Annotated in this window: 26 protein-coding genes; 8 read left to right on the top strand and 18 right to left on the bottom strand. The window is 66.6% G+C overall.

What is annotated here, in order from left to right; translation table 11 throughout:
• Positions 1 to 89 precede the first annotated feature (89 nt).
• Complete coding sequence (locus E1J61_RS30310; RefSeq protein WP_133097582.1) at positions 90 to 863, top strand: glycine zipper 2TM domain-containing protein; 774 nt, start codon at positions 90 to 92, stop codon at positions 861 to 863.
• Between the two features lie 78 nt (positions 864 to 941).
• Here the strand turns inward: E1J61_RS30310 and iscX are convergent, their stop codons facing one another.
• The 14 genes from iscX to uvrB all read right to left on the bottom strand — a co-directional run bounded on the left by iscX (position 942) and on the right by uvrB (position 10,847).
• Positions 942 to 1,136: a Fe-S cluster assembly protein IscX gene (gene iscX, locus E1J61_RS30315; protein WP_133097583.1), complete on the bottom strand. Its 195-nt coding sequence runs from the start codon at positions 1,134 to 1,136 to the stop codon at positions 942 to 944.
• A 34-nt stretch (positions 1,137 to 1,170) separates the two neighbouring features.
• The gene (gene fdx / locus E1J61_RS30320) at positions 1,171 to 1,509 is read right to left on the bottom strand and encodes an ISC system 2Fe-2S type ferredoxin (RefSeq protein ID WP_111519648.1); all 339 of its coding nucleotides are present in this window, start codon (positions 1,507 to 1,509) and stop codon (positions 1,171 to 1,173) included.
• A 40-nt stretch (positions 1,510 to 1,549) separates the two neighbouring features.
• Positions 1,550 to 3,415 (bottom strand): Fe-S protein assembly chaperone HscA, encoded by a 1,866-nt coding sequence (gene hscA / locus E1J61_RS30325; protein WP_133097584.1) that lies wholly within the window; start codon positions 3,413 to 3,415, stop codon positions 1,550 to 1,552.
• Positions 3,416 to 3,522: 107 nt separating this feature from the next.
• Positions 3,523 to 4,041: a Fe-S protein assembly co-chaperone HscB gene (hscB, locus tag E1J61_RS30330; protein ID WP_133097585.1), complete on the bottom strand. Its 519-nt coding sequence runs from the start codon at positions 4,039 to 4,041 to the stop codon at positions 3,523 to 3,525.
• A gap of 55 nt (positions 4,042 to 4,096) precedes the next feature.
• Positions 4,097 to 4,336, bottom strand: coding sequence for a DUF3565 domain-containing protein (locus E1J61_RS30335; protein WP_133097586.1), 240 nt, complete (start codon positions 4,334 to 4,336; stop codon positions 4,097 to 4,099).
• 22 nt (positions 4,337 to 4,358) lie between these two features.
• Positions 4,359 to 4,679, bottom strand: coding sequence for an iron-sulfur cluster assembly protein IscA (gene iscA / locus E1J61_RS30340; RefSeq protein WP_010809024.1), 321 nt, complete (start codon positions 4,677 to 4,679; stop codon positions 4,359 to 4,361).
• Positions 4,680 to 4,720: 41 nt separating this feature from the next.
• A complete protein-coding gene (iscU, locus tag E1J61_RS30345) occupies positions 4,721 to 5,119 on the bottom strand; it encodes a Fe-S cluster assembly scaffold IscU (RefSeq protein WP_010809025.1) in 399 nt (132 codons plus the stop codon).
• 66 nt (positions 5,120 to 5,185) lie between these two features.
• A complete protein-coding gene (locus E1J61_RS30350; protein WP_276609610.1) occupies positions 5,186 to 6,409 on the bottom strand; it encodes an IscS subfamily cysteine desulfurase in 1,224 nt (407 codons plus the stop codon).
• 67 nt (positions 6,410 to 6,476) lie between these two features.
• Positions 6,477 to 7,031, bottom strand: a complete 555-nt coding sequence (gene iscR / locus E1J61_RS30355) for a Fe-S cluster assembly transcriptional regulator IscR (protein ID WP_133097588.1) — start codon at positions 7,029 to 7,031, stop codon at positions 6,477 to 6,479.
• 173 nt (positions 7,032 to 7,204) lie between these two features.
• Positions 7,205 to 7,693 carry a low molecular weight protein-tyrosine-phosphatase gene (locus E1J61_RS30360; RefSeq protein WP_133097589.1) on the bottom strand — a complete coding sequence of 163 codons (489 nt, stop codon included), beginning with the start codon at positions 7,691 to 7,693 and terminating at the stop codon, positions 7,205 to 7,207.
• A gap of 169 nt (positions 7,694 to 7,862) precedes the next feature.
• Positions 7,863 to 8,105 (bottom strand): hypothetical protein, encoded by a 243-nt coding sequence (locus tag E1J61_RS30365; protein ID WP_133097590.1) that lies wholly within the window; start codon positions 8,103 to 8,105, stop codon positions 7,863 to 7,865.
• Positions 8,106 to 8,141: 36 nt separating this feature from the next.
• Positions 8,142 to 8,363, bottom strand: a complete 222-nt coding sequence (locus E1J61_RS30370) for a hypothetical protein (RefSeq protein WP_029046863.1) — start codon at positions 8,361 to 8,363, stop codon at positions 8,142 to 8,144.
• Between the two features lie 20 nt (positions 8,364 to 8,383).
• Positions 8,384 to 8,686: a putative quinol monooxygenase gene (locus tag E1J61_RS30375; protein ID WP_133097591.1), complete on the bottom strand. Its 303-nt coding sequence runs from the start codon at positions 8,684 to 8,686 to the stop codon at positions 8,384 to 8,386.
• A 76-nt stretch (positions 8,687 to 8,762) separates the two neighbouring features.
• Positions 8,763 to 10,847 carry an excinuclease ABC subunit UvrB gene (gene uvrB / locus E1J61_RS30380; protein ID WP_133097592.1) on the bottom strand — a complete coding sequence of 695 codons (2,085 nt, stop codon included), beginning with the start codon at positions 10,845 to 10,847 and terminating at the stop codon, positions 8,763 to 8,765.
• Between the two features lie 257 nt (positions 10,848 to 11,104).
• On the opposite strand from uvrB, the gene E1J61_RS30385 reads away from it, so the two are divergent.
• Both E1J61_RS30385 and E1J61_RS30390 read left to right on the top strand, forming a co-directional pair.
• Entirely contained in the window at positions 11,105 to 12,301 is a 1,197-nt protein-coding gene (locus E1J61_RS30385; RefSeq protein WP_133097593.1) for an amino acid aminotransferase, read from the top strand.
• Positions 12,302 to 12,626: 325 nt separating this feature from the next.
• Positions 12,627 to 13,883, top strand: a complete 1,257-nt coding sequence (locus tag E1J61_RS30390; RefSeq protein WP_133097594.1) for a polyhydroxyalkanoate depolymerase — start codon at positions 12,627 to 12,629, stop codon at positions 13,881 to 13,883.
• A gap of 45 nt (positions 13,884 to 13,928) precedes the next feature.
• Here the strand turns inward: E1J61_RS30390 and E1J61_RS30395 are convergent, their stop codons facing one another.
• Entirely contained in the window at positions 13,929 to 14,585 is a 657-nt protein-coding gene (locus E1J61_RS30395; RefSeq protein WP_133097595.1) for a TetR family transcriptional regulator, read from the bottom strand.
• 293 nt (positions 14,586 to 14,878) lie between these two features.
• Here E1J61_RS30395 and rsxB point away from each other — a divergent pair, with 293 nt between their 5' ends.
• Together rsxB and nth are read left to right on the top strand one after the other, a co-directional pair.
• Positions 14,879 to 15,688 carry an electron transport complex subunit RsxB gene (gene rsxB, locus E1J61_RS30400; RefSeq protein WP_133097596.1) on the top strand — a complete coding sequence of 270 codons (810 nt, stop codon included), beginning with the start codon at positions 14,879 to 14,881 and terminating at the stop codon, positions 15,686 to 15,688.
• Entirely contained in the window at positions 15,685 to 16,329 is a 645-nt protein-coding gene (gene nth, locus E1J61_RS30405) for an endonuclease III (RefSeq protein ID WP_133097597.1), read from the top strand. Before rsxB ends, nth begins: the two co-directional genes overlap by 4 nt.
• Before the next feature lie 19 nt (positions 16,330 to 16,348).
• On the opposite strand, the gene E1J61_RS30410 is transcribed toward nth, so the two are convergent.
• Positions 16,349 to 16,975 carry a TetR/AcrR family transcriptional regulator gene (locus E1J61_RS30410; protein ID WP_133097598.1) on the bottom strand — a complete coding sequence of 209 codons (627 nt, stop codon included), beginning with the start codon at positions 16,973 to 16,975 and terminating at the stop codon, positions 16,349 to 16,351.
• Positions 16,976 to 17,063: 88 nt separating this feature from the next.
• Between E1J61_RS30410 and E1J61_RS30415 the strand changes: the two genes are divergently transcribed.
• From E1J61_RS30415 to E1J61_RS30425, 3 genes are read left to right on the top strand one after another with little or no spacing between them, the layout of a single operon-like run.
• Positions 17,064 to 18,629, top strand: coding sequence for an NAD(P)/FAD-dependent oxidoreductase (locus E1J61_RS30415; protein ID WP_133097599.1), 1,566 nt, complete (start codon positions 17,064 to 17,066; stop codon positions 18,627 to 18,629).
• Entirely contained in the window at positions 18,626 to 19,606 is a 981-nt protein-coding gene (locus E1J61_RS30420) for an alpha/beta fold hydrolase (protein ID WP_133097600.1), read from the top strand. Before E1J61_RS30415 ends, E1J61_RS30420 begins: the two co-directional genes overlap by 4 nt.
• A 17-nt stretch (positions 19,607 to 19,623) precedes the next feature.
• Complete coding sequence (locus E1J61_RS30425) at positions 19,624 to 20,349, top strand: Coq4 family protein (protein ID WP_133097601.1); 726 nt, start codon at positions 19,624 to 19,626, stop codon at positions 20,347 to 20,349.
• Between the two features lie 80 nt (positions 20,350 to 20,429).
• Here the strand turns inward: E1J61_RS30425 and E1J61_RS30430 are convergent, their stop codons facing one another.
• Both E1J61_RS30430 and E1J61_RS30435 read right to left on the bottom strand, forming a co-directional pair.
• A complete protein-coding gene (locus E1J61_RS30430) occupies positions 20,430 to 21,017 on the bottom strand; it encodes a malonic semialdehyde reductase (RefSeq protein WP_133097602.1) in 588 nt (195 codons plus the stop codon).
• Between the two features lie 87 nt (positions 21,018 to 21,104).
• Positions 21,105 to 22,040, bottom strand: coding sequence for a DMT family transporter (locus E1J61_RS30435; RefSeq protein WP_133097603.1), 936 nt, complete (start codon positions 22,038 to 22,040; stop codon positions 21,105 to 21,107).
• Positions 22,041 to 22,110 lie beyond the last annotated feature (70 nt).

The following is a 22,110-nucleotide window of genomic DNA, read 5'->3' on the forward strand; positions in this document are numbered from 1 at the left end:
CATATATTTACAAAAACAAACGGAAAACGCCCCCCGCTTCCGCCAAACTGGTTCCATCCCATCGCGGCCATCGCCGCACCGGAGCCACAATGCAGAGCCAAGCCACTTCGCACGACCACACCCCCACACCGCTGCAGCCGCTGCCGCCGCAGCGCCGGCTGCATCCGCTGATCGGCGCGGCAGCCGTGGCCGTGGTCATTGCCAGCCTGACCGCCGTCGCCGCCGTCACCGGCGTGCTGCCGCTCGGCAAGGCCGACCCTGATCTGCACGCACCGCAAAGCCAGCAAGCTGCACAGGCGCCGCAAGGGCCTTTGCCCATCACCACGCAGACCGCCCCGCCGCCGGGCAGCACCACCCGCCCGCCTGTCTACGACGACGGCCAGCCCGCGCAGTCGCGCCAGAACGCCACTTCCTCGCAGGCGACGCAAGCGGCACCGCGCACCCCTCCCGCGCGCCAGGCCGCCCAGCGCGATAGCGAGCCCCGCGCCAGCCAGAGCGCCGGCACCGAGCGCCCGGCCGCCAAGGGCAGCCCATATGCCGGCCGCATCGTCGCCGTCACGCCGATAGAGACCCAGAAGCCCAACACCAGCGGCCTGGGCGCGCTCGGCGGCGCCGTGGTGGGCGGCCTGCTGGGCAACCAGGTGGGCAAGGGCAATGGCCGCATCGTCGGCACGGTTGTCGGCGCGGTGGGCGGCGGCGTCGCAGGCAACCAGATCGAAAAGGCCGTGAGCAAGGACACCCACTATCAGGTGCGCGTCCGCATGGATGACGGCAGCCACCGCACCTTCACGTATGAGCAGGACCCTGCGGTGCAGGTCGGCGAGCGCGTGCACATGGAGAACGGTGCGCTGGTGCGAGGCTGACCCTCCAAATTCGCGCTGCACCAATGCAAAAGGCCGGCGATCACGCCGGCCTTTCTGCTTCATTCCGATACCGAGAGCTTATTCCGCTTCCTGGATCCAAGCTTGCTGGATCGCCTCCAGGATCTTCTCGCCCGAACGCGCCGGATCGTCGGCGAAGCCGTCGAGCTCCAGCACCCAGCTGCGCAGGTCGGTAAAGCGCACGCCGGCCGGGTCGACGTCAGGATACTTGTCGTACAGCGCGGCGGCGATATCGTAGGTATCGGTCCACTTCATGGGTTCGTTCTCCGCTGAGATCTGTGCCGGCGGCTCAGTGGCCTTCCTTGGCGTGGTTGATGGTGTACTTGGGAATCTCGACGGTCAGGTCTTCCTCGTCGACGATGGCCTGGCAAGACAGGCGCGAATTCGGCTCCAGGCCCCAGGCCTTGTCGAGCAGGTCCTCTTCCTTCTCCTCGGCCTCGTTGAGCGAATCGAAGCCTTCGCGCACGATCACGTGGCAAGTGGTGCAGGCACAGGATTTCTCGCACGCGTGCTCGAGCTCGATACCGTGGGAAAGCAGCGAGTCGAGGACGCTGACGCCCTTCTCGGCTTCGATCACCTTCCCTTCCGGGCAGTATTCGACGTGGGGCAAAACAATGATCTGTGGCATGTCGTTTCCTGGGTTCTGTAGTGCGGTGCAGGCGCGGTGATCAGCCCAGTTCCTGTACCTTGCGCCCGGCCAGCGCGCTCTTGATCGAGCGGTCCATGCGGCGGGCGGCGAATTCATCGGTGCCGTGCGACAGTTTTTCCACCGTGGCGCGGATCGCCAGGTGATCTTCACCCCTGGCGATCTCGCGCACGCCGGCGATCAGCGCTTCGACCTGTGCGCGCTCCTCGGCCGACAGCAAGTCGCCATCGGTCTGCAGCGCACGCTCGGTGGCCTCGACCAGGCGGTCGGCCTCGACACGTTCCTCGGCCAGCGCGCGGCTCTTCATGTCGTGCTCGGCTTCGCGGAAGCTGTCCTGCAGCATGCGCGCGATATCGTCGTCGGCCAGCCCGTACGACGGCTTGACCGTCACCGAGGCTTCCACGCCCGAATGCGTCTCGCGCGCGGTCACCGACAGCAGGCCGTCGGCGTCGACCTGGTAGGTCACGCGGATGCGCGCCGCGCCAGCCACCATCGGCGGGATGCCGCGCAGCTCGAAGCGCGCCAGCGAGCGGCAGTCACTGGCCAGCTCGCGCTCGCCCTGCAGCACGTGGATCGCCATCGCAGTCTGGCCGTCCTTGAAGGTGGTGAACTCCTGCGCACGCGCCACCGGGATGGTGCTGTTGCGCGGGATGATCTTCTCGACCAGCCCACCCATGGTCTCGACGCCCAGCGACAGCGGGATCACGTCGAGCAGCAGCCAGTCTTCGCCCGGCGCATGGTTGCCGGCCAGCAGGTTGGCCTGCATCGCGGCGCCCAGCGCCACCACGCGGTCGGGATCGAGATTGGTCAGCGGGGTCTGGCCGAAGTAGTCGCCGACCGCCTTGCGGATCGACGGCATGCGCGTGGCGCCACCGACCAGCACCACGCCCTTGACGTCGTCGGGCGTCACGCCGGCGTCGCGCAGCGCCTTGCGCACCGGTGCCAGTGTCTTCTGCACCAGATTGGCGGTGATCTTCTCGAAGGTCTCGTCCGTCAGCGTCAGGTGGACGATCTCGCCGGAGTCGAGCACTGCGTCGATCACGGTGCTGTCCGCTTCCGACAGGGCTTCCTTGGCGGCGCGCGCGCGCACCATCAGCAGGCGCATGTCCTGCGCCGACAGCGGCTGCAGGCTGGCCTGCTCGACGATCCAGCACAGCAGCCGCTGGTCGAAGTCATCGCCGCCCAGCGCGGAATCGCCGCCGGTGGCCATCACTTCGAACACGCCGCGCGTGAGCTTGAGCACCGAGATATCGAAGGTGCCGCCGCCCAGGTCATAGACCGCGTAGACGCCTTCGGCGGCGTTGTCGAGGCCATAGGCAATGGCCGCGGCGGTGGGCTCGTTCAGCAGGCGCAGCACTTCCAGGCCGGCCAGGCGCGCGGCGTCCTTGGTCGCCTGGCGCTGTGCCTCATCGAAATAGGCCGGCACGGTGATGACCGCACCGACCAGGTCGTCGCCCAGCGTGTCTTCGGCACGCTGGCGCAGCGTGGCCAGGATCTCGGCCGAGATTTCCACCGGGCTTTTCACGCCCGCGGCGGTCTTGATCTGCACCATGCCCGGCGCATCGACGAAATCGTACGGGCTGTGCTCGATATTGGCCACGTCGCGCAGGCCGCGGCCCATGAAACGCTTGACCGAGACGATGGTGTTCTTGGGATCGCGCACCGCTTCGTCCTGGGCCCGGTAGCCGATATGCGCGGTACGGTCCGGCAGGTAGCGCACGACCGAAGGCAGCAGCGCGCGGCCGCGCTCGTCGCCCAGCACCTCGGGGATGCTGCTGCGTACCGCGGCCACCAGCGAGTTGGTGGTGCCGAGGTCGATGCCCACGGCCAGGCGGCGTTGGTGGGGCGCCGGCGACATGCCGGGTTCGGAAATCTGGAGCAGTGCCATGGTAATTCTTCGCTGTCTTGTACGGCAGGGGAAACCGCCATGCGGGCGGCATGGGTGCGGTTTTCAAGCCGGGCGCCATTGTGTCACGGCCCCGGCAATCGTGCCGGTCAGTCTTCCAGCCGGTCGATAGCCTCGCTGGTATCGTGCTCGATCTTCTCGATAAACATCAGTTGGCGGACCGCGCCACCGGCGGCTTCGTTGTCGCCGGCGTCGAGCAGCGCGCCCATTGCGGCGTGGCGCTCGCGCTTTTCCCGGCGCAGCTCGCGCAGCAGCGCATCGAGGCGGTCCACGTCGCGCGCTTCCACCGCTTCCTGCAGTGCTTCACGCCACTCCATCTGCTGCATCAGGAAGGCGGGCGACATGGCGGTGTTGTTTTCCGCCTGCACGTCGACGCCGCGCAGCTTCAGCAGGTAGGTCGCGCGGCGCAGCGGCTGGCGCAGCGTGCGGTACGCTTCGTTGGCATGCGCGGCCCACTGCATGGCCACGCGGCGCTCGGCATCGCCGGCGTTGGCGAAGCGGTCCGGGTGCGCCTGCGACTGCACGGTGCGATAGGCCGCGTCCAGCGCGGCCTCGTCGACGCCGAACTGTGCCGGCAGGCCGAACAGCGCAAAAAAATCGTCTTTCAACTGCTTCCCCAAGAAAAAAGAGCGGCCGCGCCGCCCCTTCGTCCATTCGCCGCCATCACCGGCCGGCAGGCTGGCTGGCCCGCGCCAGCGCCCACTCCGCCGGCGCTTCGTTGCGGTCGCACTTCAGGCAGTTCACCCGCGTGCCGATCATGCCGGCGCGGCCCTGCTCGCTCTGCGTCCACGGCCGCAACTGCCACGGCGGATCGTGCCGGACGTGCTGGCCATGGCCGCAATCGAGTTCGGCCACCCAGTGGCCTTCCTCGTCCCGGTGGAACCCGGTGATGCTGCGCTCCACCGACGCTACCGCGATGTGCTGCTCAGACCGTGAAGGACTCGCCGCAGCCGCACTCGTCCTTGACGTTGGGGTTGTTGAAGCGGAACCCTTCATTCAACCCTTCGCGCGCATAGTCGAGCTCGGTGCCGTCGATATACGGCAGGCTCTTGGCGTCAACGATGACCTTGATGCCGTGCGACTCGAACACCGCGTCTTCCGGCAGCAGCTCGTCCACATACTCCAGCTTGTAGGCCAGGCCCGAGCAGCCGGTGGTCTTCACGCCCAGGCGCAGGCCCACGCCCTTGCCGCGGCGTTCCAGGTAGCGGGCGACGTGCTTGGCCGCCTTCTCGGTCATCGTGATCATCGTTGCGTCTTCCTTCGTGCTTCGCTTGTCGATCGACAGGATCAGGCGGCCTTCTGCTCGGCGCCGTGCTTCTTCTTGTAGTCTTCGACAGCGGCCTTGATCGCGTCTTCAGCCAGGATCGAGCAGTGGATCTTCACCGGCGGCAGCGCCAGTTCCTCGGCGATCTGGGTGTTCTTGATCTCCAGCGCCTGGTCCACGGTCTTGCCCTTGACCCACTCGGTCACCAGCGACGACGAGGCGATGGCCGAGCCGCAGCCATAGGTCTTGAACTTGGCGTCTTCGATCACGCCAGCCTCGTTGACCTTGATCTGCAGCTTCATCACGTCGCCGCAAGCCGGGGCGCCGACCATGCCGGTGCCGACCGCATCGTCGTTCTTGTCGAACGAACCGACGTTGCGGGGGTTTTCATAGTGGTCGAGAACCTTCGTGCTGTATGACATTTTGCTTACCTCTTGCGTATCTTTTGCGGGGGGTCTTGCTGTAATTTTTTCTGATCCGTCGGGCGCTCAGTGCGCGGCCCACTGGATCGAATTCAGGTCGACGCCGTCCTTGAACATTTCCCACAGCGGCGACAGGTCGCGCAGCTTGCCGATCTTCGACTTGAGCAGCTCGACGGTGAAGTCGATCTCCTGCTCGGTGGTGAAGCGGCCGACCGTGAAGCGGATCGAGCTGTGCGCCAGCTCATCGTTGCGGCCCAGCGCGCGCAGCACATACGACGGCTCCAGCGAGGCCGAGGTGCAGGCGGAGCCCGACGACACCGCCACGTCCTTGATCGCCATGATCAGCGACTCGCCCTCGACGAAGTTGAAGCTGACGTTCAGGTTGTGCGGCACACGGTGTTCCAGGTCGCCGTTCAGGTAGACCTCTTCCATGTCCGACAGGCCGTTCCAGAGGCGGTCGCGCAGCATGCGGATGCGTTCGTTCTCGGTGGCCATTTCCTCGCGGGCGATGCGGAAGGCTTCGCCCATGCCGACGATCTGGTGCGGGGCCAGCGTGCCCGAGCGCATGCCGCGCTCATGGCCGCCGCCGTGCATCTGCGCCTCGATGCGCACGCGCGGCTTGCGGCGCACGTACAGCGCGCCGATGCCCTTGGGGCCATAGGTCTTGTGGGCCGAGAACGACATCAGGTCGCACTTCAGCTTGTTCAGGTCGATCGCCACCTTGCCGGTCGCCTGTGCGGCGTCGCAGTGGAAGATGATGCCCTTCTCGCGGCAGATCTCGCCGATCTGCTCCACGTCCTGGATTACGCCGATCTCGTTGTTGACCAGCATCACCGACACCAGGATCGTGTCCGGGCGCAGCGCCTGCTTGAACACGTCCATGTCGAGCAGGCCGTTTTCCTTCACGTCCAGGTAGGTCACCTCGAAGCCCTGGCGCTCCAGTTCGCGCGTGGTGTCGAGCACGGCCTTGTGCTCGGTCTTCACGGTGATGATGTGCTTGCCCTTGCCCGAATAGAAGTTCGCGGCACCCTTGATCGCCAGGTTGTCCGATTCGGTCGCACCCGACGTCCACACGATCTCGCGCGGGTCGGCGCCGACCAGTGCGGCGACCTGCTCACGCGCTTCTTCCACCGCGCGCTCCGCGTCCCAGCCGTACGCATGGCTGCGCGAGGCGGGGTTGCCGAACTGCTCGCGCAGGTACGGAATCATCTTGTCCGCCACGCGCGGGTCCACCGGCGTGGTGGCCGAGTAATCCATGTAGATGGGGAAATGTGGGGTGCTCATCGTTATGACTGCCTTTTAGGGACCGCTGTATCGCTGATTACTGTCGTTGCCTGCCGCGTGCGTTGGTAGACGCTCAGGACTGCGCCAGGCTGAATACTGAATTCACCACCCTCGCCCGGACCGGCTTTTCCTGCTTGTCGGCCTTGCCGCGCGCGACGGCGGCGGCCGGCTGCGCGGCTTCCTCGCGCATGTCGTGCAGCACCGCGGGTTGGCGGGCACGCTGCTGGTCGACCAGGTTCTTGAGGGAGACGGAGTCGAGGTACTCGACCATCTTCTGGTTCAGCGTTGCCCACAGTTCGTGGGTCATGCAACGCCCGGAGCCGTCATCTCCGTTACAATTACCCTTTCCGCCGCACTGGGTGGCGTCCAGCGGCTCGTCGACGGCGATGATGATGTCCGCCACCGTGACGTCTTCGGCCTTGCGCGCCAGGCTGTAGCCACCGCCCGGGCCGCGCACGCTTTCGACGATCTCATGCCGGCGCAGCTTGCCGAACAGCTGTTCCAGGTAGGACAGCGAGATCTTCTGGCGCTGGCTGATGCCGGCGAGCGTCACCGGTCCCTGATCCTGGCGCATGGCCAGGTCGATCATCGCAGTGACCGCGAAGCGGCCTTTGGTGGTCAGTCTCATGGTGCAGGGCTCTGGGGGTAAAGCGAATACTTGATCGTTTCCGTCAAGTATAAAGGTACCCGACTAATTCAGTCAACTACCCCTGCCGCAGCGCATCAAACCCCGCGCCCTCCTCCCGGCAGCCCTCGCCGGGCTTGCCGCACGCGGCGGCATGACCCGCGGCCCGTGCCGGCTCAACCGGCGGCGGCCTGCAGGCGCTGGCGCAGCATCGCGACCAGCCCGTCGCAGGCATCCTCGACATAGTCGAGCACGCGCTCGAAGCCGTCGCCCTCGCCGTAGTACGGATCGGGCACTTCTTCGGCATCGTGGCAAGTGGCGAAGCTCATCAGCAGGCGAAGCTTGTCACCGGCGCCGGGATGCAGCCGGGACAGGCCGGCGAGGTTTTCGCGGTCCATCGCCAGGATCAGGTCGAAGCGGTCGAAGTCAGGCAGGCCGACCTTGCGGGCGCGCAGCGCCGACAGGTCGTAACCGCGGCGCAGCGCGGCGCGCTGGGTGCGTGGATCGGGCGCACGGCCCAGGTGGTACTCATGGGTGCCGGCCGAGTCCAGTTCGACCAGCTGCTCCAGCCCGGCCACGGCGAGCTTGGCGCGCAGCACCCCCTCCGCCGTTGGCGAGCGGCAGATGTTGCCCATGCAACACATCAGAATGGCGTATTTCTTCATCGGTCGATCGACAGCGGGGCTGGAGAAAGCGCAGGCGCGGCCACGGCACGGCGGCGCTCAAAGGCCCCTTGCCCGCCGGGCCTGGTGGTTCGGAGAGGCAGAATTCTAGCCGCCTGCACGGAACGGACGCCAAAGCCCTCCGGTGCCCGCGCCGTGGCGGCGGGCCGGCCTATGCGAGCTGCTTGGCCAGGCGCTCGCCGTGCGCAAACCCGGCCACCAGGGCAGCTTCGGCGGATTTGAAATGATCGGTGATGCGCGAGGTCTCGGTCAGCGTGCCGGCGGCGCGGATATTGGTCCCCGGGCGGCAGACGCGCACCGTGTACGACCATTCGCTTTGCGAGCGTTGCTTGACCTGGACCTGCACCTCGTGGGTTTCATAGACCTTTTTCTTCCACTCGCCGACTTCGGTCATTGTGTTTTCTCCTCGGGAAATGGGACAGGATAGGGGCTAATTGACCTCACCGGCATCGATGGCCCGCATTGCCGCGGCCTCGGCCAGCGCAACGGCCGCCTCCTGCGTGGGCGCATCGCCGGCGATGGCCTCGTAGGTGGGCCCCGCCGGCTCGCCAAAGGCATCGGCAATGCGCATCTGCCCGGCAAAGCCCCCTGCGGCATTAGGCACCGCGCTGGCCACGACCAGGTAGCCCCCGTACTCGAACTGGCGCTCCATGGCAGCTCCTTGAGCCCGGCTCACGCCGGCAGCTTGGCCGCCAGCACTTCCAGCTTCTGGATCGGCGGCGTACCCATGAACAGTTCCGGCGCCCGGGCCATCAGCGCGGCGGCAACCTTGCCGGCCAGGTGTGCCTCGCGCGCGGACTCATCGGCAAAGGCATCGAAGATGCCGAACATCGACGGCCCCAGGCGCAGCGCGAACCAGGCTGCGGTGCCGGTCTCCTGCTGCACCAGCGCCAGTCCGTCGCGCAGGAACTGCCCGACTTCCTGCTCCTTGCCGGGCCGCGCTTCCAGCGGCACCCACAGGCCAAGCTTCACCATGATGCGTCTCCGAGATCGGTGATGACGCTTTTCACTATAGGCCAGCCGCGGCGCGCGCCGGCGCCACTGCCGGACCTCACGCCGGCGGCAGCACGCCCTCGCCGCTGGCGCCGAACACCTGCGCCTTGAGCTTGGCCAGCTGATCGCGCACCTGTGCCGCCTGCTCGAACTCCAGGTTGCGGGCATGGTCGAGCATGAGCTTTTCCAGCCGCTTGATTTCCTTGGAGACCTGCTTCTCGCTCATGTCCTCGTAGCGCGCCTGCTCCTGCGCTGCCTGCAGCTCGGCCCTGGCATCGCTGGCGTTGTAGACGCCGTCGATGATGTCCTTGATGCGCTTGACCACGCCGCGCGGAACGATGCCGTTGGCCTCGTTGAAGGCCATCTGCTTGGCGCGGCGGCGCTCGGTCTCGCTGATGGCCTTCTGCATCGAGTCGGTCATGCGGTCGGCATACAGGATGGCGGTGCCATTGACGTTGCGCGCGGCGCGGCCGATGGTCTGGATCAGCGAGCGCTCGGCGCGCAGGAAGCCTTCCTTGTCCGCGTCCAGGATCGCCACCAGCGAGACTTCGGGGATATCCAGGCCCTCGCGCAACAGGTTGATGCCGACCAGCACGTCGAAGGTACCCAGGCGCAGGTCGCGGATGATCTCGACACGCTCCACCGTATCGATATCCGAGTGCAGGTAGCGCACCTTGACGCCGTTCTCGGACAGGAACTCGGTCAGCTGCTCGGCCATGCGCTTGGTCAGCGTGGTCACCAGCACGCGCTCGTTGACCTCCACGCGCGCGTGGATTTCCGACAGCAGGTCGTCCACCTGCGTGGTCGCCGGACGCACGATGATGGTCGGATCGACCAGCCCGGTCGGGCGCACCACTTGCTCCACCACCTGCCCGGCGTGGTCCTTCTCGAACTGCGCTGGCGTCGCCGTGACGAACATCACCTGGCGCATCTTGCGCTCGAATTCGTCGAACTTGAGCGGGCGGTTGTCCAGCGCCGACGGCAGCCGGAAGCCGTACTCGACCAGCGTGGTCTTGCGCGCGCGGTCGCCGTTGTACATGCCGTTGAGCTGGCCGATCAGCACGTGCGACTCGTCCAGGAACATCAGCGCATCGGACGGCAGGTAGTCGACCAGCGTTGGCGGCGGCTCGCCCGGGCGAGCGCCGGACAGGTGGCGCGAATAGTTCTCGATGCCCTTGCAGAAGCCCAGCTCGGAAAGCATTTCGAGATCGAAGCGGGTACGCTGCTCCAGCCGCTGCGCCTCCACCAGGCGGTTTTCCTTGTGGAAGAACTCCAGCCTGTCGCGCAGCTCGTCCTTGATCGCCTCGATCGCGCGCAGCACGGTCTCGCGCGGCGTTACATAGTGGCTCGAGGGATAGACCGTGAAGCGCGGGATCTTCTGTTTCACGCGTCCGGTGAGCGGATCGAAAAACTGCAGCGACTCCACTTCGTCGTCGAACATCTCCAGCCGCACCGCCATCTCGGCGTGTTCCGCCGGGAAGATGTCGATGGTGTCGCCGCGCACGCGGAACGTGCCGCGCTGGAAATCGGTCTCGTTGCGGGTGTACTGCATGGCGATCAGGCGCGCGATCACGTCGCGCTGGCTGATCTTGTCGCCGGCCCGCAAAGTGAGAATCATCTGGTGGTATTCGTTGGGGTTGCCGATACCATAGATCGCAGAAACCGTCGCCACGATCACCGTGTCGCGGCGCTCCAGCAGGCTCTTGGTCGCCGACAGACGCATCTGCTCGATGTGCTCGTTGATCGACGAGTCCTTCTCGATGAACAGGTCGCGCTGCGGGACGTAGGCCTCAGGCTGGTAGTAGTCGTAGTAGCTGACGAAGTACTCGACCGCATTGCGCGGGAAGAACTCGCGAAACTCGGCGTATAGCTGGGCCGCCAGCGTCTTGTTGGGCGCGAACACGATCGCCGGGCGTCCCAGCCGGGCGATCGTGTTGGCCATGGTGAAGGTCTTGCCCGACCCGGTCACGCCCAGCAATGTCTGGTACGAGAGGCCGTCCTCCACCCCCTCCACCAGCTGGCGGATCGCCTCCGGCTGGTCCCCGGCGGGCGGGAACGGCTGGTACAGCTGGAACGGGGAGCCGGGAAATGTGACGAATTTGCTTTCGTCCAGGGCCGGCGCGGCTTCTGCGAGGTTCGACATAGGGGGCGGAATAGCGGGAGAGGTAATTAAGAAGTAACGAAAGAAGTGATGGCGAGACTAGGGAAAAACCTCAGGAAAACGGGCGGATACGCTAGAATCTTGGGGTTGACAGCCCCCGCTTCAAGCCGTTTCAGGCCAGTCCCGAACGGCATGGGGCCAATTCCGCCCAGAACGGAACGGGGCCTGCCAGCCGCCAGCGCAGTCCGAAGCATTCTACGCCTTCCCGTTTTCTTTCATTGCCGACCACGAGATTCCAAATGAGTTTGTTTTCTGCCGTCGAGATGGCCCCGCGTGACCCGATCCTGGGCCTCAACGAAGCCTTCAATGCCGACACCCGCGCCACCAAGGTCAACCTGGGCGTTGGCGTGTACTTCACCGACGAAGGGAAAATCCCCCTGCTGCGCGCCGTCCAGGAGGCAGAAAAAGCCCGTCTGACCACCGCCACCCCGCGTGGCTACCTGCCGATCGAAGGCATCGCCGCCTATGACCAGGCAGTGCAGACGCTGCTGTTCGGCAAGGAATCGCCGCTGATCACCGAAGGCCGCGTGGTGACGGCCCAGGCACTGGGCGGCACCGGCGCGCTGAAGATCGGCGCCGACTTCCTCAAGCGCCTGTACCCGGACGCCAAGGTCGCCATCAGCGACCCGAGCTGGGAAAACCACCGCGCGCTGTTTGAAGCCGCCGGTTTCCCGGTCGTCAACTACGCTTACTACGACGCTGCCAGCCACGGCCTGAACTTCGCCGGCATGGTGGAATCGCTGAAGTCGTACCCGGCCAACACCATCGTCGTGCTGCACGCCTGCTGCCACAACCCGACCGGCGTCGACCTGTCGGCCGAGCAGTGGAAGCAAGTGGTGGATCTGGTCAAGGAACACAACCTGATCCCGTTCCTGGACATGGCCTACCAGGGCTTCGCCGACGGCATCGACGCCGACGGTGCCGCCGTGCGCCTGTTCGCCGACTCCGGCCTGCCGTTCTTCGTGTCCAGCTCGTTCTCGAAGAGCTTCTCGCTGTACGGCGAGCGCGTGGGCGCGCTGTCGATCGTCACCACCGGCAAGGAAGAAGCCCAGCGCGTGATGTCGCAGGTCAAGCGCGTGATCCGCACCAACTATTCCAATCCGCCGACGCACGGCGGCACCGTGGTCGCCACCGTGCTGAACAGCCCGGAACTGCGCGCCATGTGGGAAGAAGAGCTGGCCGAGATGCGCGACCGCATCAAGCTGATGCGCCATGCGCTGGTGGACAAGCTGGCCGCCAAGGGCGTGCCGGGCGACTTCTCCTTCGTCAAGGCGCAGCGCGGCATGTTCTCGTACTCGGGCCTGACCTCGGCCCAGGTGGACCGCCTGCGCAACGAACACGGCATCTACGCTGTCGGCACCGGCCGCATCTGCGTGGCGGCGCTGAACAGCCGCAACATCGATGCGGTGGTCGATGCGATCGCAGCGGTGATGTAGGGCTGCCAGCGTTGCTGCGCGGCAACGGGCGGCAACACGTGACAGTGCGTTGCAACTGGCGCAAGCATCACAAAGCGTCATTAAAAAAGCGGCCTCGGCCGCTTTTTGCATTTGTTTTCAGTCTTGTAGGACAGTGTCATCCAAATATCAGGCGAATGCCTTATTGTGTTCCGCAGATAGGGAAGTACCTTAAGGTATATGCTGCAAAGCAAGATCGTTAGCACGGTCGTTCGATAACGGGCATAATCCGCGACGATCCCAAGTGTATTGTCAGTACATTAGTACTTGGTGGTACGTGACCAAAAGTAAGACAGGCAGAAACGGCATGCTCTACCAACTGCATGAGTTCCAGCGCTCGATCCTGCACCCGCTCACCGCATGGGCCCAGGCGACCGCCAAGACTTTCACCAATCCCCTCAGCCCGATGTCGCTGGTTCCCGGCGCCCCCCGGCTTGCGGCGGGCTATGAGCTGCTGTACCGGCTCGGCAAGGAATACGAAAAGCCGGCATTCGACATCAAGTCGGTGCGCTCCAACGGCCGCGACATCCCCATCGTCGAGCAGTCCGTGCTGGAAAAGCCGTTCTGCAAGCTGCTGCGCTTCAAGCGCTATGCCGACGACCCGGAAACCATCAAGCTGCTGAAGGATGAGCCGGTGGTGCTGGTGTGCGCGCCGCTGTCGGGCCACCACGCCACGCTTCTGCGCGACACCGTGCGCACGCTGCTGCAGGACCACAAGGTCTACGTGACCGACTGGATCGACGCGCGCATGGTGCCGGCCGAAGACGGTGCCTTCCACCTGTCGGACTACATCTACTACATCCAGGAATTCATCCGCCATATCGGCGCCGAAAACCTGCATGTGGTGTCGGTGTGCCAGCCGACCGTGCCGGTGCTGGCCGCGATCTCGCTGCTGGCCTCGGCCGGCGAGACCACGCCGCGCACCATGACCATGATGGGTGGCCCGATCGATGCCCGCAAGAGCCCGACCGCCGTCAATTCGCTGGCCACCAACAAGTCCTTCGAGTGGTTCGAGAACAACGTGATCTACACCGTGCCGGCCAACTACCCCGGCCACGGCCGCCGCGTGTACCCGGGCTTCCTGCAGCATGCCGGCTTCGTGGCGATGAACCCGGACCGGCACCTGTCCTCGCACTATGACTATTACCTGAGCCTGGTCGAGGGCGACGCCGACGACGCCGAGGCGCATGTGCGCTTCTACGACGAGTACAACGCGGTGCTGGACATGGCCGCCGACTATTACCTCGACACCATCCGCGAAGTGTTCCAGGAATTCCGCCTGGCCAACGGCACGTGGGCCATCGATGGCAAGCCGGTGCGGCCGCAGGATATCGAGGGCACCGCGCTGATGACGGTGGAAGGCGAACTGGACGATATCTCGGGCGCGGGCCAGACTGCCGCCGCGCACGACCTGTGCAGCGGCATCCCGAAAGACCGCAAGCAGCACATCACCGCGCCGCGTTGCGGCCACTACGGGATTTTCTCGGGCCGGCGCTGGCGCGAGAACATCTATCCGGACCTGCGCGATTTCATCCGCAAGTATCACCAGACCGCGGCGAAGTAACGCTGCCGCGGACAGGACAACGCCCGCAATCGCGGGCGTTTCCTTTCAGGTCGCGCTCTCGGGACAGCAGGAGCGCTTCAGGTAGCAGAGCAGCATCTCGGAATGCAGCTCGGCAAAACGCTCGTGCTCATGTTGCGAAGCCACGTCGCGCCCGGTCACGGCGCTGATGGTGTAGCGGTTGGACAGCACGTAGTAACCCAGCGCCGAGATCGTCAGGTAGAACTGCGGCACGTCGATGTTGTCACGGAAGACGCCCTGCTGCTGGCCCCTGCGGATCACGTCGGCCAGCACATCCACGACCGGGTTGATCAGCTGCTGCAGCTGCGCGGATTTCTTCAGGTGACGGGCTTCGTGCAGGTTCTCGCTGTTGATCAGGCGGATGAACTCGGGGTGCTCGTAATACCAGTCCCAGACAAAGCGGGCCAGCGCGCGCACGCCGGCGATCGGGTCTTCGTCGACCAGGTGCAGCCTTTCTTCAGCGGCGCGGAATTCGGCGTACTGTTTTTCCAGCACGGCCAGGAACAGCCCTTCCTTGCTGCCGTAGTAGTAATACAGCATGCGTTCGTTGGTTTCCGCGCGCCGGGCAATCTGGTCGACGCGGGCGCCGGCCAGACCACCCTTGGCAAATTCCTCGGTGGCCGCAGCGAGGATGCGTCGGCGCGTCCCTTCGGGATCGCGTTTGGTCTTGGTCTCTGTTGACATGGATGGCAGGTCGATCGTTGCGCGGATTATGGCACACGCCGGAATGCGGCAGTCCGGCTGCGCGACGCGCATCATCGCCGTTTCTGTCCACCGGCGAAATCGGGGATAATCCTTGCGGCGCGAGGGCTCGAAGAGACCCGCCGGCGACGGTTACGCCGGATTATTGTGCGCCGGCGCAGTCCCGCCGGGTGTTTCCCGGGCGGCAGTTGTGTCGCCAAACACGCATAGCGCCGCCCCATAAACGTTCAGTCCTGTCCTGATCCGGTTTGTCTCCTGAATTCCAGCCTGTTGTCGTGAATCCCGCCGTCAAATCCCTCGCCGACCGCATCGAGGCACTGTTGCCCCAGACTCAGTGCACCAAATGCGGATTCAACGGCTGCCGCCCGTACGCCGAGGCCATGGCCGCCGGCGAAGCGGCCTGCAACCGCTGCCCGCCGGGCGGCGCGGAAGGCGTGCGCCGGCTGGCCGGGACGCTTGGCGTCGAACCCATGCCGCTCGATCAGGAGCGCGGCACCGAGCAACCGCGCGCGGTCGCGCTGATCGACGAGAGCCTGTGCATCGGATGCACCCTTTGCATCCAGGCATGCCCGGTCGATGCCATCGCCGGCGCCGCCAAGCAGATGCATACGGTGATCCCCGAACTGTGTACCGGCTGCGACCTGTGCGTGGCGCCCTGCCCGGTCGACTGCATCGCCATGGTCCCGGTCACCGGCGACCGCACCGGCTGGGAGGCCTGGTCTCAGGCCCAGGCCGACGCTGCCCACGCGCGCTACCTGGCGCGCCAGGCCAGGCTGGTGCGAGAGCGCGAGGAAAACGACGCGCGCCTGGCCGCCAAGGCCGCGGCCAAGCTGGCCGCGGTGCAGGCCGAAGCTCCGCAGGACGACGCCGAGCGCGCCGCGCAGGAACGCAAGCGCGCCATCATCCAGGCTGCGATCGAGCGCGCCCGCCAGAAGCAGCAGGCCGCGCGTCCGCGCAATACCGAAAACGTCTCCCCCGCCGTCCAGGCGCAGATCGATGCCGCCGAAGCGCGCCGCGCGCGTGCCGGCCTGACCGAGCCGGCCGTCGGCCCCAACGCCAAACCCGACCCGGAACGACAACAATGAACGCCGCCAAGTGCCGTGCCATTTTCGAGACGCTGCGCGAAGTCAACCCGGCCCCGGCCACTGAACTGGAATACAGTTCGCCGTTCGAGCTGCTGATTGCCGTGCTGCTGTCGGCGCAGGCCACCGACGTCGGCGTCAACAAGGCCACGCGCCGGCTGTTCCCGGTCGCTCACACGCCTCAGCAGATGCTCGACCTCGGCGAAGCCGGGCTGAGCGAATACATCAAGACCATCGGCCTGTACAAGACCAAGGCCAGGCATGTGATCGAGACCTGCCGCATCCTGGTCGAGCGGCACGGCGGCAAGGTGCCGCCCGACCGCGAAGCGCTGGAAGCGCTGCCGGGCGTGGGCCGCAAGACCGCCAACGTGGTCCTCAATACTGCCTTTGGCGAGCCCACCATTGCGGTCGACACGCATATCTTCCGGGTCGCCAACCGCACCGGGTTGGCGCCGGGCAAGAACGTGGAGGTGGTCGAGCAGAAGCTGCTCAAGTGCGTGCCGCATGAATTCCTGCACGATGCGCACCACTGGCTGATCCTGCACGGCCGCTACGTGTGCAAGGCGCGCAGGCCGGAATGCTGGCACTGCGTGATCGAGCCTTTGTGCGAGTTCAGGGAAAAGACGGAAGCGCCGCAGCTGTGAGGCGCCCCGGCGGCGGGTCTTAGTACGGCTCGCGCGCCAGCACCATGGCCAGCTGCAGCGCCGTGCGCGCCACCACCTCGACGTCGGGCGTGTAGCCCTGTCCGATCCAGCGCAGCGCGACGTGGATGACCCCACCCGCAACGCCTGCGGCCAGCAACGGATCGAGCCGCCGGCCCGGCGGCAGCAGCGCCTGCGCCAGCAGGCCGCCGAATTCGCCCAGCGAATCCGCCAGCGCGCCATCGACCAGCTTGCTGACGCCGCGGATCTCCACCAGGAACACCCGCGCTGAACGCGGCTCGCGCTGCAAGGTCCCGAAATAGGCGCGCAGCATCGCCAGCGCCCGGTTGGGGCCGTCACCGCCGGCCGCCTCACCGGCGCGCGCCAGTGTCTGCAGCAGGCGGTGGGTGACCGCCTGGAACGACGCCAGCAGCAGCGCCTCGCTGTTGGCGAATGACTCGTAGAAATAGCGCTCGGTCAGGCCGGCGGCCTCGCAGACGGCCTTGACCGTGGCGTTCTGGTAACCGCGCTCGCCATAGACCTGCACCGCCGCGGCGATCAGCTGGCTCCGGCGCTGAGCGCGCCGTTCTTCGGCTTCGGCGCCGCGGTAGCGGCGTGCGGGGGTGAGCTCGGGGGTCATGTGCGCCATTATGACATTCCCTATTGTCAGATGCCTTGTCTTATCGCTTCTGACAACCTATGTTGTCAGAAGCGCCACTCGCCCCCGGATGCCTGACATGACCGCAGCCCATCCTGATGATGCCGTCCTGGATGTCCTGATCGTAGGCGCCGGCCTGTCCGGCATCGGCGCCGCGCGCCACCTGCAGATGCGCTGCCCCGGCAAGCGCTACGCCATCCTGGAAGCCCGCGACGCCATCGGCGGCACCTGGGACCTGTTCCGCTACCCGGGCATCCGCTCCGACTCGGACATGTACACGCTGGGCTACCGCTTCAAGCCCTGGCGCGGCGCCAGGGCCATCGCCGACGGGCCGTCGATCCGGGCCTATATCCGCGAGACCGCCGAGGAAGCCGGCATCACGCCGCATATCCGCTTCGGCCACAAGGTCGTCAGCGCCGCATGGGACAGCGCCGCCGGCTGCTGGACGGTCGAGGCCGAGCGTACGGCAAATCACAGCCGCCTGCGCCTGCGCACCCGCCTGCTCTATGTCTGCGCCGGCTATTACAGCTATGCCGAGGGGCACCGCCCGGCCTTTGACGGCGAGGAGCGCTTCCGCGGCCGCATCCTGCATCCACAGTTCTGGGACGAATCGCTCGACTACGGCGGCAAGCGCGTGGTGGTGATCGGCAGCGGCGCCACGGCGGTCACGCTGGTGCCGGAGATGGCAAAGCGCGCCGCGCACGTGACCATGCTGCAACGCTCGCCCACCTACATCGTGACGCGCCCCGCCGAAGACGCGATCGCCCACAAGCTGCGCAGGCTGCTGCCCGAGCGGCTGGCCTACGGCGCCACGCGCTGGAAGAACGTGCTGCTTGGCATGATGTTCTTCCAGCTGGCGCGGCGGCGGCCCGCGCGCGCCAGGGAAAAGCTGATCGGCATGGCGGCGGCGCAGCTGGCACCGGGTTTCGACGTCGCGACGCATCTCACGCCGCGCTACAACCCATGGGACCAGCGCCTGTGCCTGGTGCCCGATGGCGACCTGTTCGGCGCCATCCGCGACGGCCGTGCCACAGTGGAGACCGATACCATCGAACGGTTCACTGAAGACGGCATCGTGCTGGACGGCGGCAAGACGCTCGCCGCAGATATCGTAGTCGTGGCCACTGGGCTGAAGCTGAACATGCTGGGCGACATCGCGGTCAGCGTCGACGGCGAGCCGCGCCGCCCCGCCGACTCGTTCGCGTACAAGGGGATGATGCTGAGCGGCGTGCCCAACCTGGTGCTCGCCTTCGGCTACACCAATGCCTCGTGGACGCTCAAGGCCGACCTCACCGCCGAGTACGTCTGCCGCCTGTTGCGCCATATGGACCGCCATGGCCACCGCATGGCGATGCCGCGCGCGCCGGCCGGCATGCAGCCCACGCCGTTCCTGGATTTCACGTCGGGCTATGTGCAACGTGCCGCCACCGTGCTGCCCCGTCAAGGCGACCGCAAGCCCTGGCGCGTCTATCAGAATTACTTGAAAGACATGCTGACGATCCGGCACGGGCGCATCGCCGACGGCGTGCTGCAGTTCGATGTCCCGTCTTTCTCCTCCCCGGCTGGCCGGCCACACCGCGACAGCCAGGGGCCTGCCGAAACCAATACCGTGCCGGCCGTTGCCGGCAACGAGGTGCAATCGTGACCATCGCCCTGACCGTCGCTGGCCTGCTGATCGGGCTGCTCGTGGTGCTGGGCGCCGCGCTATGGCTGCACACGTTGCGCACCGTCCGGCGCATCGAGGCGGCAATGCCGCCGCGCGGACGCTTTGTCGATGTACCCGGCGCGCGGCTGCACGTGGTCGAGCGCGGCCAGGGTCCCGCCGTGCTGCTGGTGCACGGCCTGTCCGGACAACTGGAGAATTTCGGCTACGGCATGATCGAACCGCTCGCGCGCCATTTCCGCGTGATCGCCGTCGACCGCCCCGGCGCGGGCCACTCGACGCGCGTGGCAGGCACTGCAGCGGATCTGCCGGCACAGGCCGAGGCGCTCGCGGCACTGTGCGACCAGCTTGGACTGGACAAGCCGCTGGTGGTCGGCCACTCGCTTGGCGGCGCGATCGCGCTGGCACTGGCCATCCATCACCCCGAGCGCGTCGGCGGCCTGGCGCTGATCGCGCCGCTCACCCATCCGCCCAGGGCGATTTCGCCGGTCTTCCAGGCGATGACCGTGCCGGGCGCGCTGCGCCGGCTGCTGGCGTGGACGCTGGTGGTGCCGATGTCGGAACGGCGCCGTGAAGAAGTCATGGATATCGTGTTCGGTCCCGACCCGTTCCCGCTCGACTTCCCGACGCGCGGCGGCGGCCTGCTGGCGCTGCGGCCCTCGCATTTCCTTGCCGCTTCCGAGGACCTGATCGGTGCCGCGCGAAGCCTGCCGGCAATGTTGCCGCACTATGGATCGCTGCGCGTGCCGGTGAGCGTGCTGTACGGCCGCGATGACCGCATCCTCGACTTTGCCGAGCATGGCGAAGCGCTGGTTGCCAAGGTACCAGGCGCCACGCTGGCGCTGGTGGACGGAGGCCATATGCTGCCGGTGACCGCCATCGACACCTGCGTCGACTTTGTGCGCGATGCCGCCGCGCCGCGGCATGCGCCGGCGCCGGGCCCGGCCCAGTTCGCCTGAACCACGGAGTTCCTGCCATGACCACCCCGACCGCGTCCAATCCCTACAAGCAGGATGTCTTCACCGCGTTCCGGGCCGTGCGCAAGCTGCTGGCCAATGGCAACGACACCGAGCAGGTGTTCCGCATCATGCGCGCGCTGAACGGCCCGTCGATGCCGCGCAACTTCGGCCGCCTGCTGTCCACGCCCGACGGCAGGCGCATGGTCTACCAGCGCATCGAACTGGCCGAGCGCCTGTCCGATCCTGCCTATGTCGCGAGCTTCGCCCCGGGCACGGTCGGCGCGGCGTATCGCGCTTTCCTGGAACAGACCGGTTACAGCGCGGACGGGCTGGCCAAGGTCTCCAACCTCGACCAGGAGCCGGTGATCGAGGACGCGTACATGTGGTTCGGCCGGCGTACCCGCGACATCCACGACATCTGGCATGTGCTCACCGGCTACCGCGCCGACGAAAGCCTCGGCGAAGCCGCGCTGGTGGCGTTCAGCTACGCGCAGACCGGCGGCAAGGGATGGGCGTTCATTGCCATCGCGGCGTCGCTGAAAAGCCTGCGCGTGACCGGCCGCCTGGCCTTTGCGCGCGCCGTGCTGGAGGGCTACCGGCTGGGGCGCCGCGCCGGGTGGCTGCTCGGCGAGGACTACGAAAGGCTGTTGCACGAGCCGCTCGACGCCGCCCGCGCACGGCTCGGCATTGCCGAACCCGGGCGTTATCTCGCCTGCCATCCGGTGCAGGAATGGACGGCCTGACTTAGCCGCGAGCCAAAACAAAAAAGCGACCCGATGGGTCGGGGTCGCTTTTTTTTTGCCACCGCCGGCGCGCGGCGTCTTCAGACGATGCGACAGGCTTCGTCGAACGACAGGCGCGGCAGGCGCGGATGCAGCTTGTCGGCAACGCCGTAGCCCAGGTTGACCAGGAAGTTGACCGACCACTTGCCATCGGGGAAGAAGGCCGCGTTGACCTTGTCGGCGTCGAAACCACCCATCGGGCCGCAATCCAGGCCCAGCGCACGTGCGGCCAGGATGAAGTAGCCGCCTTGCAGCGAGCTGTTCATCAGGGCGTCGCGGGCGATTTTCTCGTCGTTGCCGGCATACCAGGCACGCGCGTCGGCGTGCGGGAACAGGCGCGGCAGCTGGTCGTGGAAGGCCTTGTCGAAGGCGATGATCGCCGTGACCGGCGCCGAGCGGGTCTTGTCGACGTTGCCGGCCGATACGCAATCCACCAGGCGCGCCTTCTCGGCCGCGCTCTTGACGAAGACGATGCGGGCCGGGCTGCTGTTGGCGGCGGTCGGGCCGAACTTCATCGCGTCATAGACCTGGTGCAGGACGGCGTCGTCCACGTGGCGGTCCTGCCACACGTTGTGGGTGCGGGCCTCGGTGAACAGTTGCGCCAGCGCGGCTTGGTCGATCTGGGACATGCGGCTCTTCCTATGCATGAAGTGAAAGAAGCGGCGATTTTACCCAAGCGCCAGGATGTGCCGTGCCAGCGTCTTTGACCAACCCGTTCAATTCTCTTGCATGTCGCCGCGGGCCGGTGCCGGCGCGCTGCTGCGCCGTGTCAGCCATAGCACGCCGGCCAGGATCAGCCCGCCGCCGAGCGCCTGCGTGCCGCCGATGTGCTCGCCCAGCAGCAACGCCGCCAGCAGCACCGTGACCACCGGCTCGAGCGTCGACAGCATCGAAGCCTGCGCCGCGCCAAGCCGCTGCAGCCCGGCGAAGAAGGTCAGGATCGCCAGCACCGTCGACAGCAGCGCAATCGCCGCCAGCGCCAGCCAGCCGCCGGCGCTCGCCGGGAACTGCGGCGGCACGCCCGCGCCAAGGCGCAGCAGCCCGACCGCACCGTAGACCAGCGCGGCCGCGCTGCAGATCACCGTGGTGGTGGCGATCGGGTTGACACCGGCGGTCACGCGCGCGCCGACGGTGATGTAGACGGAATAGATCACCGCCGCCGCCAGCCCCAGCGCGATGCCCAGCGGCGAACCCTCGCCGCCGCCGACCGTCAGCCCGGCCCCCACCGAGCACAGCACCAGCGCGATCACGGCCGCCGTGGTCAGCCGCTCTTTCAGGAACACCGCGGCCAGGATCGTCACAAACAGCGGGTACAGGTACAGCAGCAGCGCCACCAGGCTGGCCTGCGCATGGTTCAGCGCACTGAAAAAGCAGAACGACTGGCCCACATAGCCAATGCCGCCCATCGCCGCCAGCGCCAGCACGCGCCGCCACGGCGGCAGGCCGATGCCGCGCGTGCGCATCACCCACGCCAGCGCCCCCGCCGCCAGCACGAAACGTACGAGCAGCAGGCCATAGACGTCGGCACCGGCCGCATAGGCAAAGCGCGCAAAGATCGCCATGGCGCCGAAGGCGCTGGCCGACACCGCGATCAGCAGCACCCCGGTGAGCATGGCGCGGGCCTGTTCGTGGGCGGTGGCGGAGGCGGTCATGAAGATGGCGGGAAGTCGGCGATCCCGCATTCTACTTGGCGCCGGCGGCGCGCCAGCGCTCGCCGCGCCC

This window comes from Cupriavidus sp. L7L, from assembly GCF_004353535.1.
Taxonomy (GTDB): Bacteria; Pseudomonadota; Gammaproteobacteria; order Burkholderiales; family Burkholderiaceae; genus Cupriavidus; species Cupriavidus oxalaticus_A.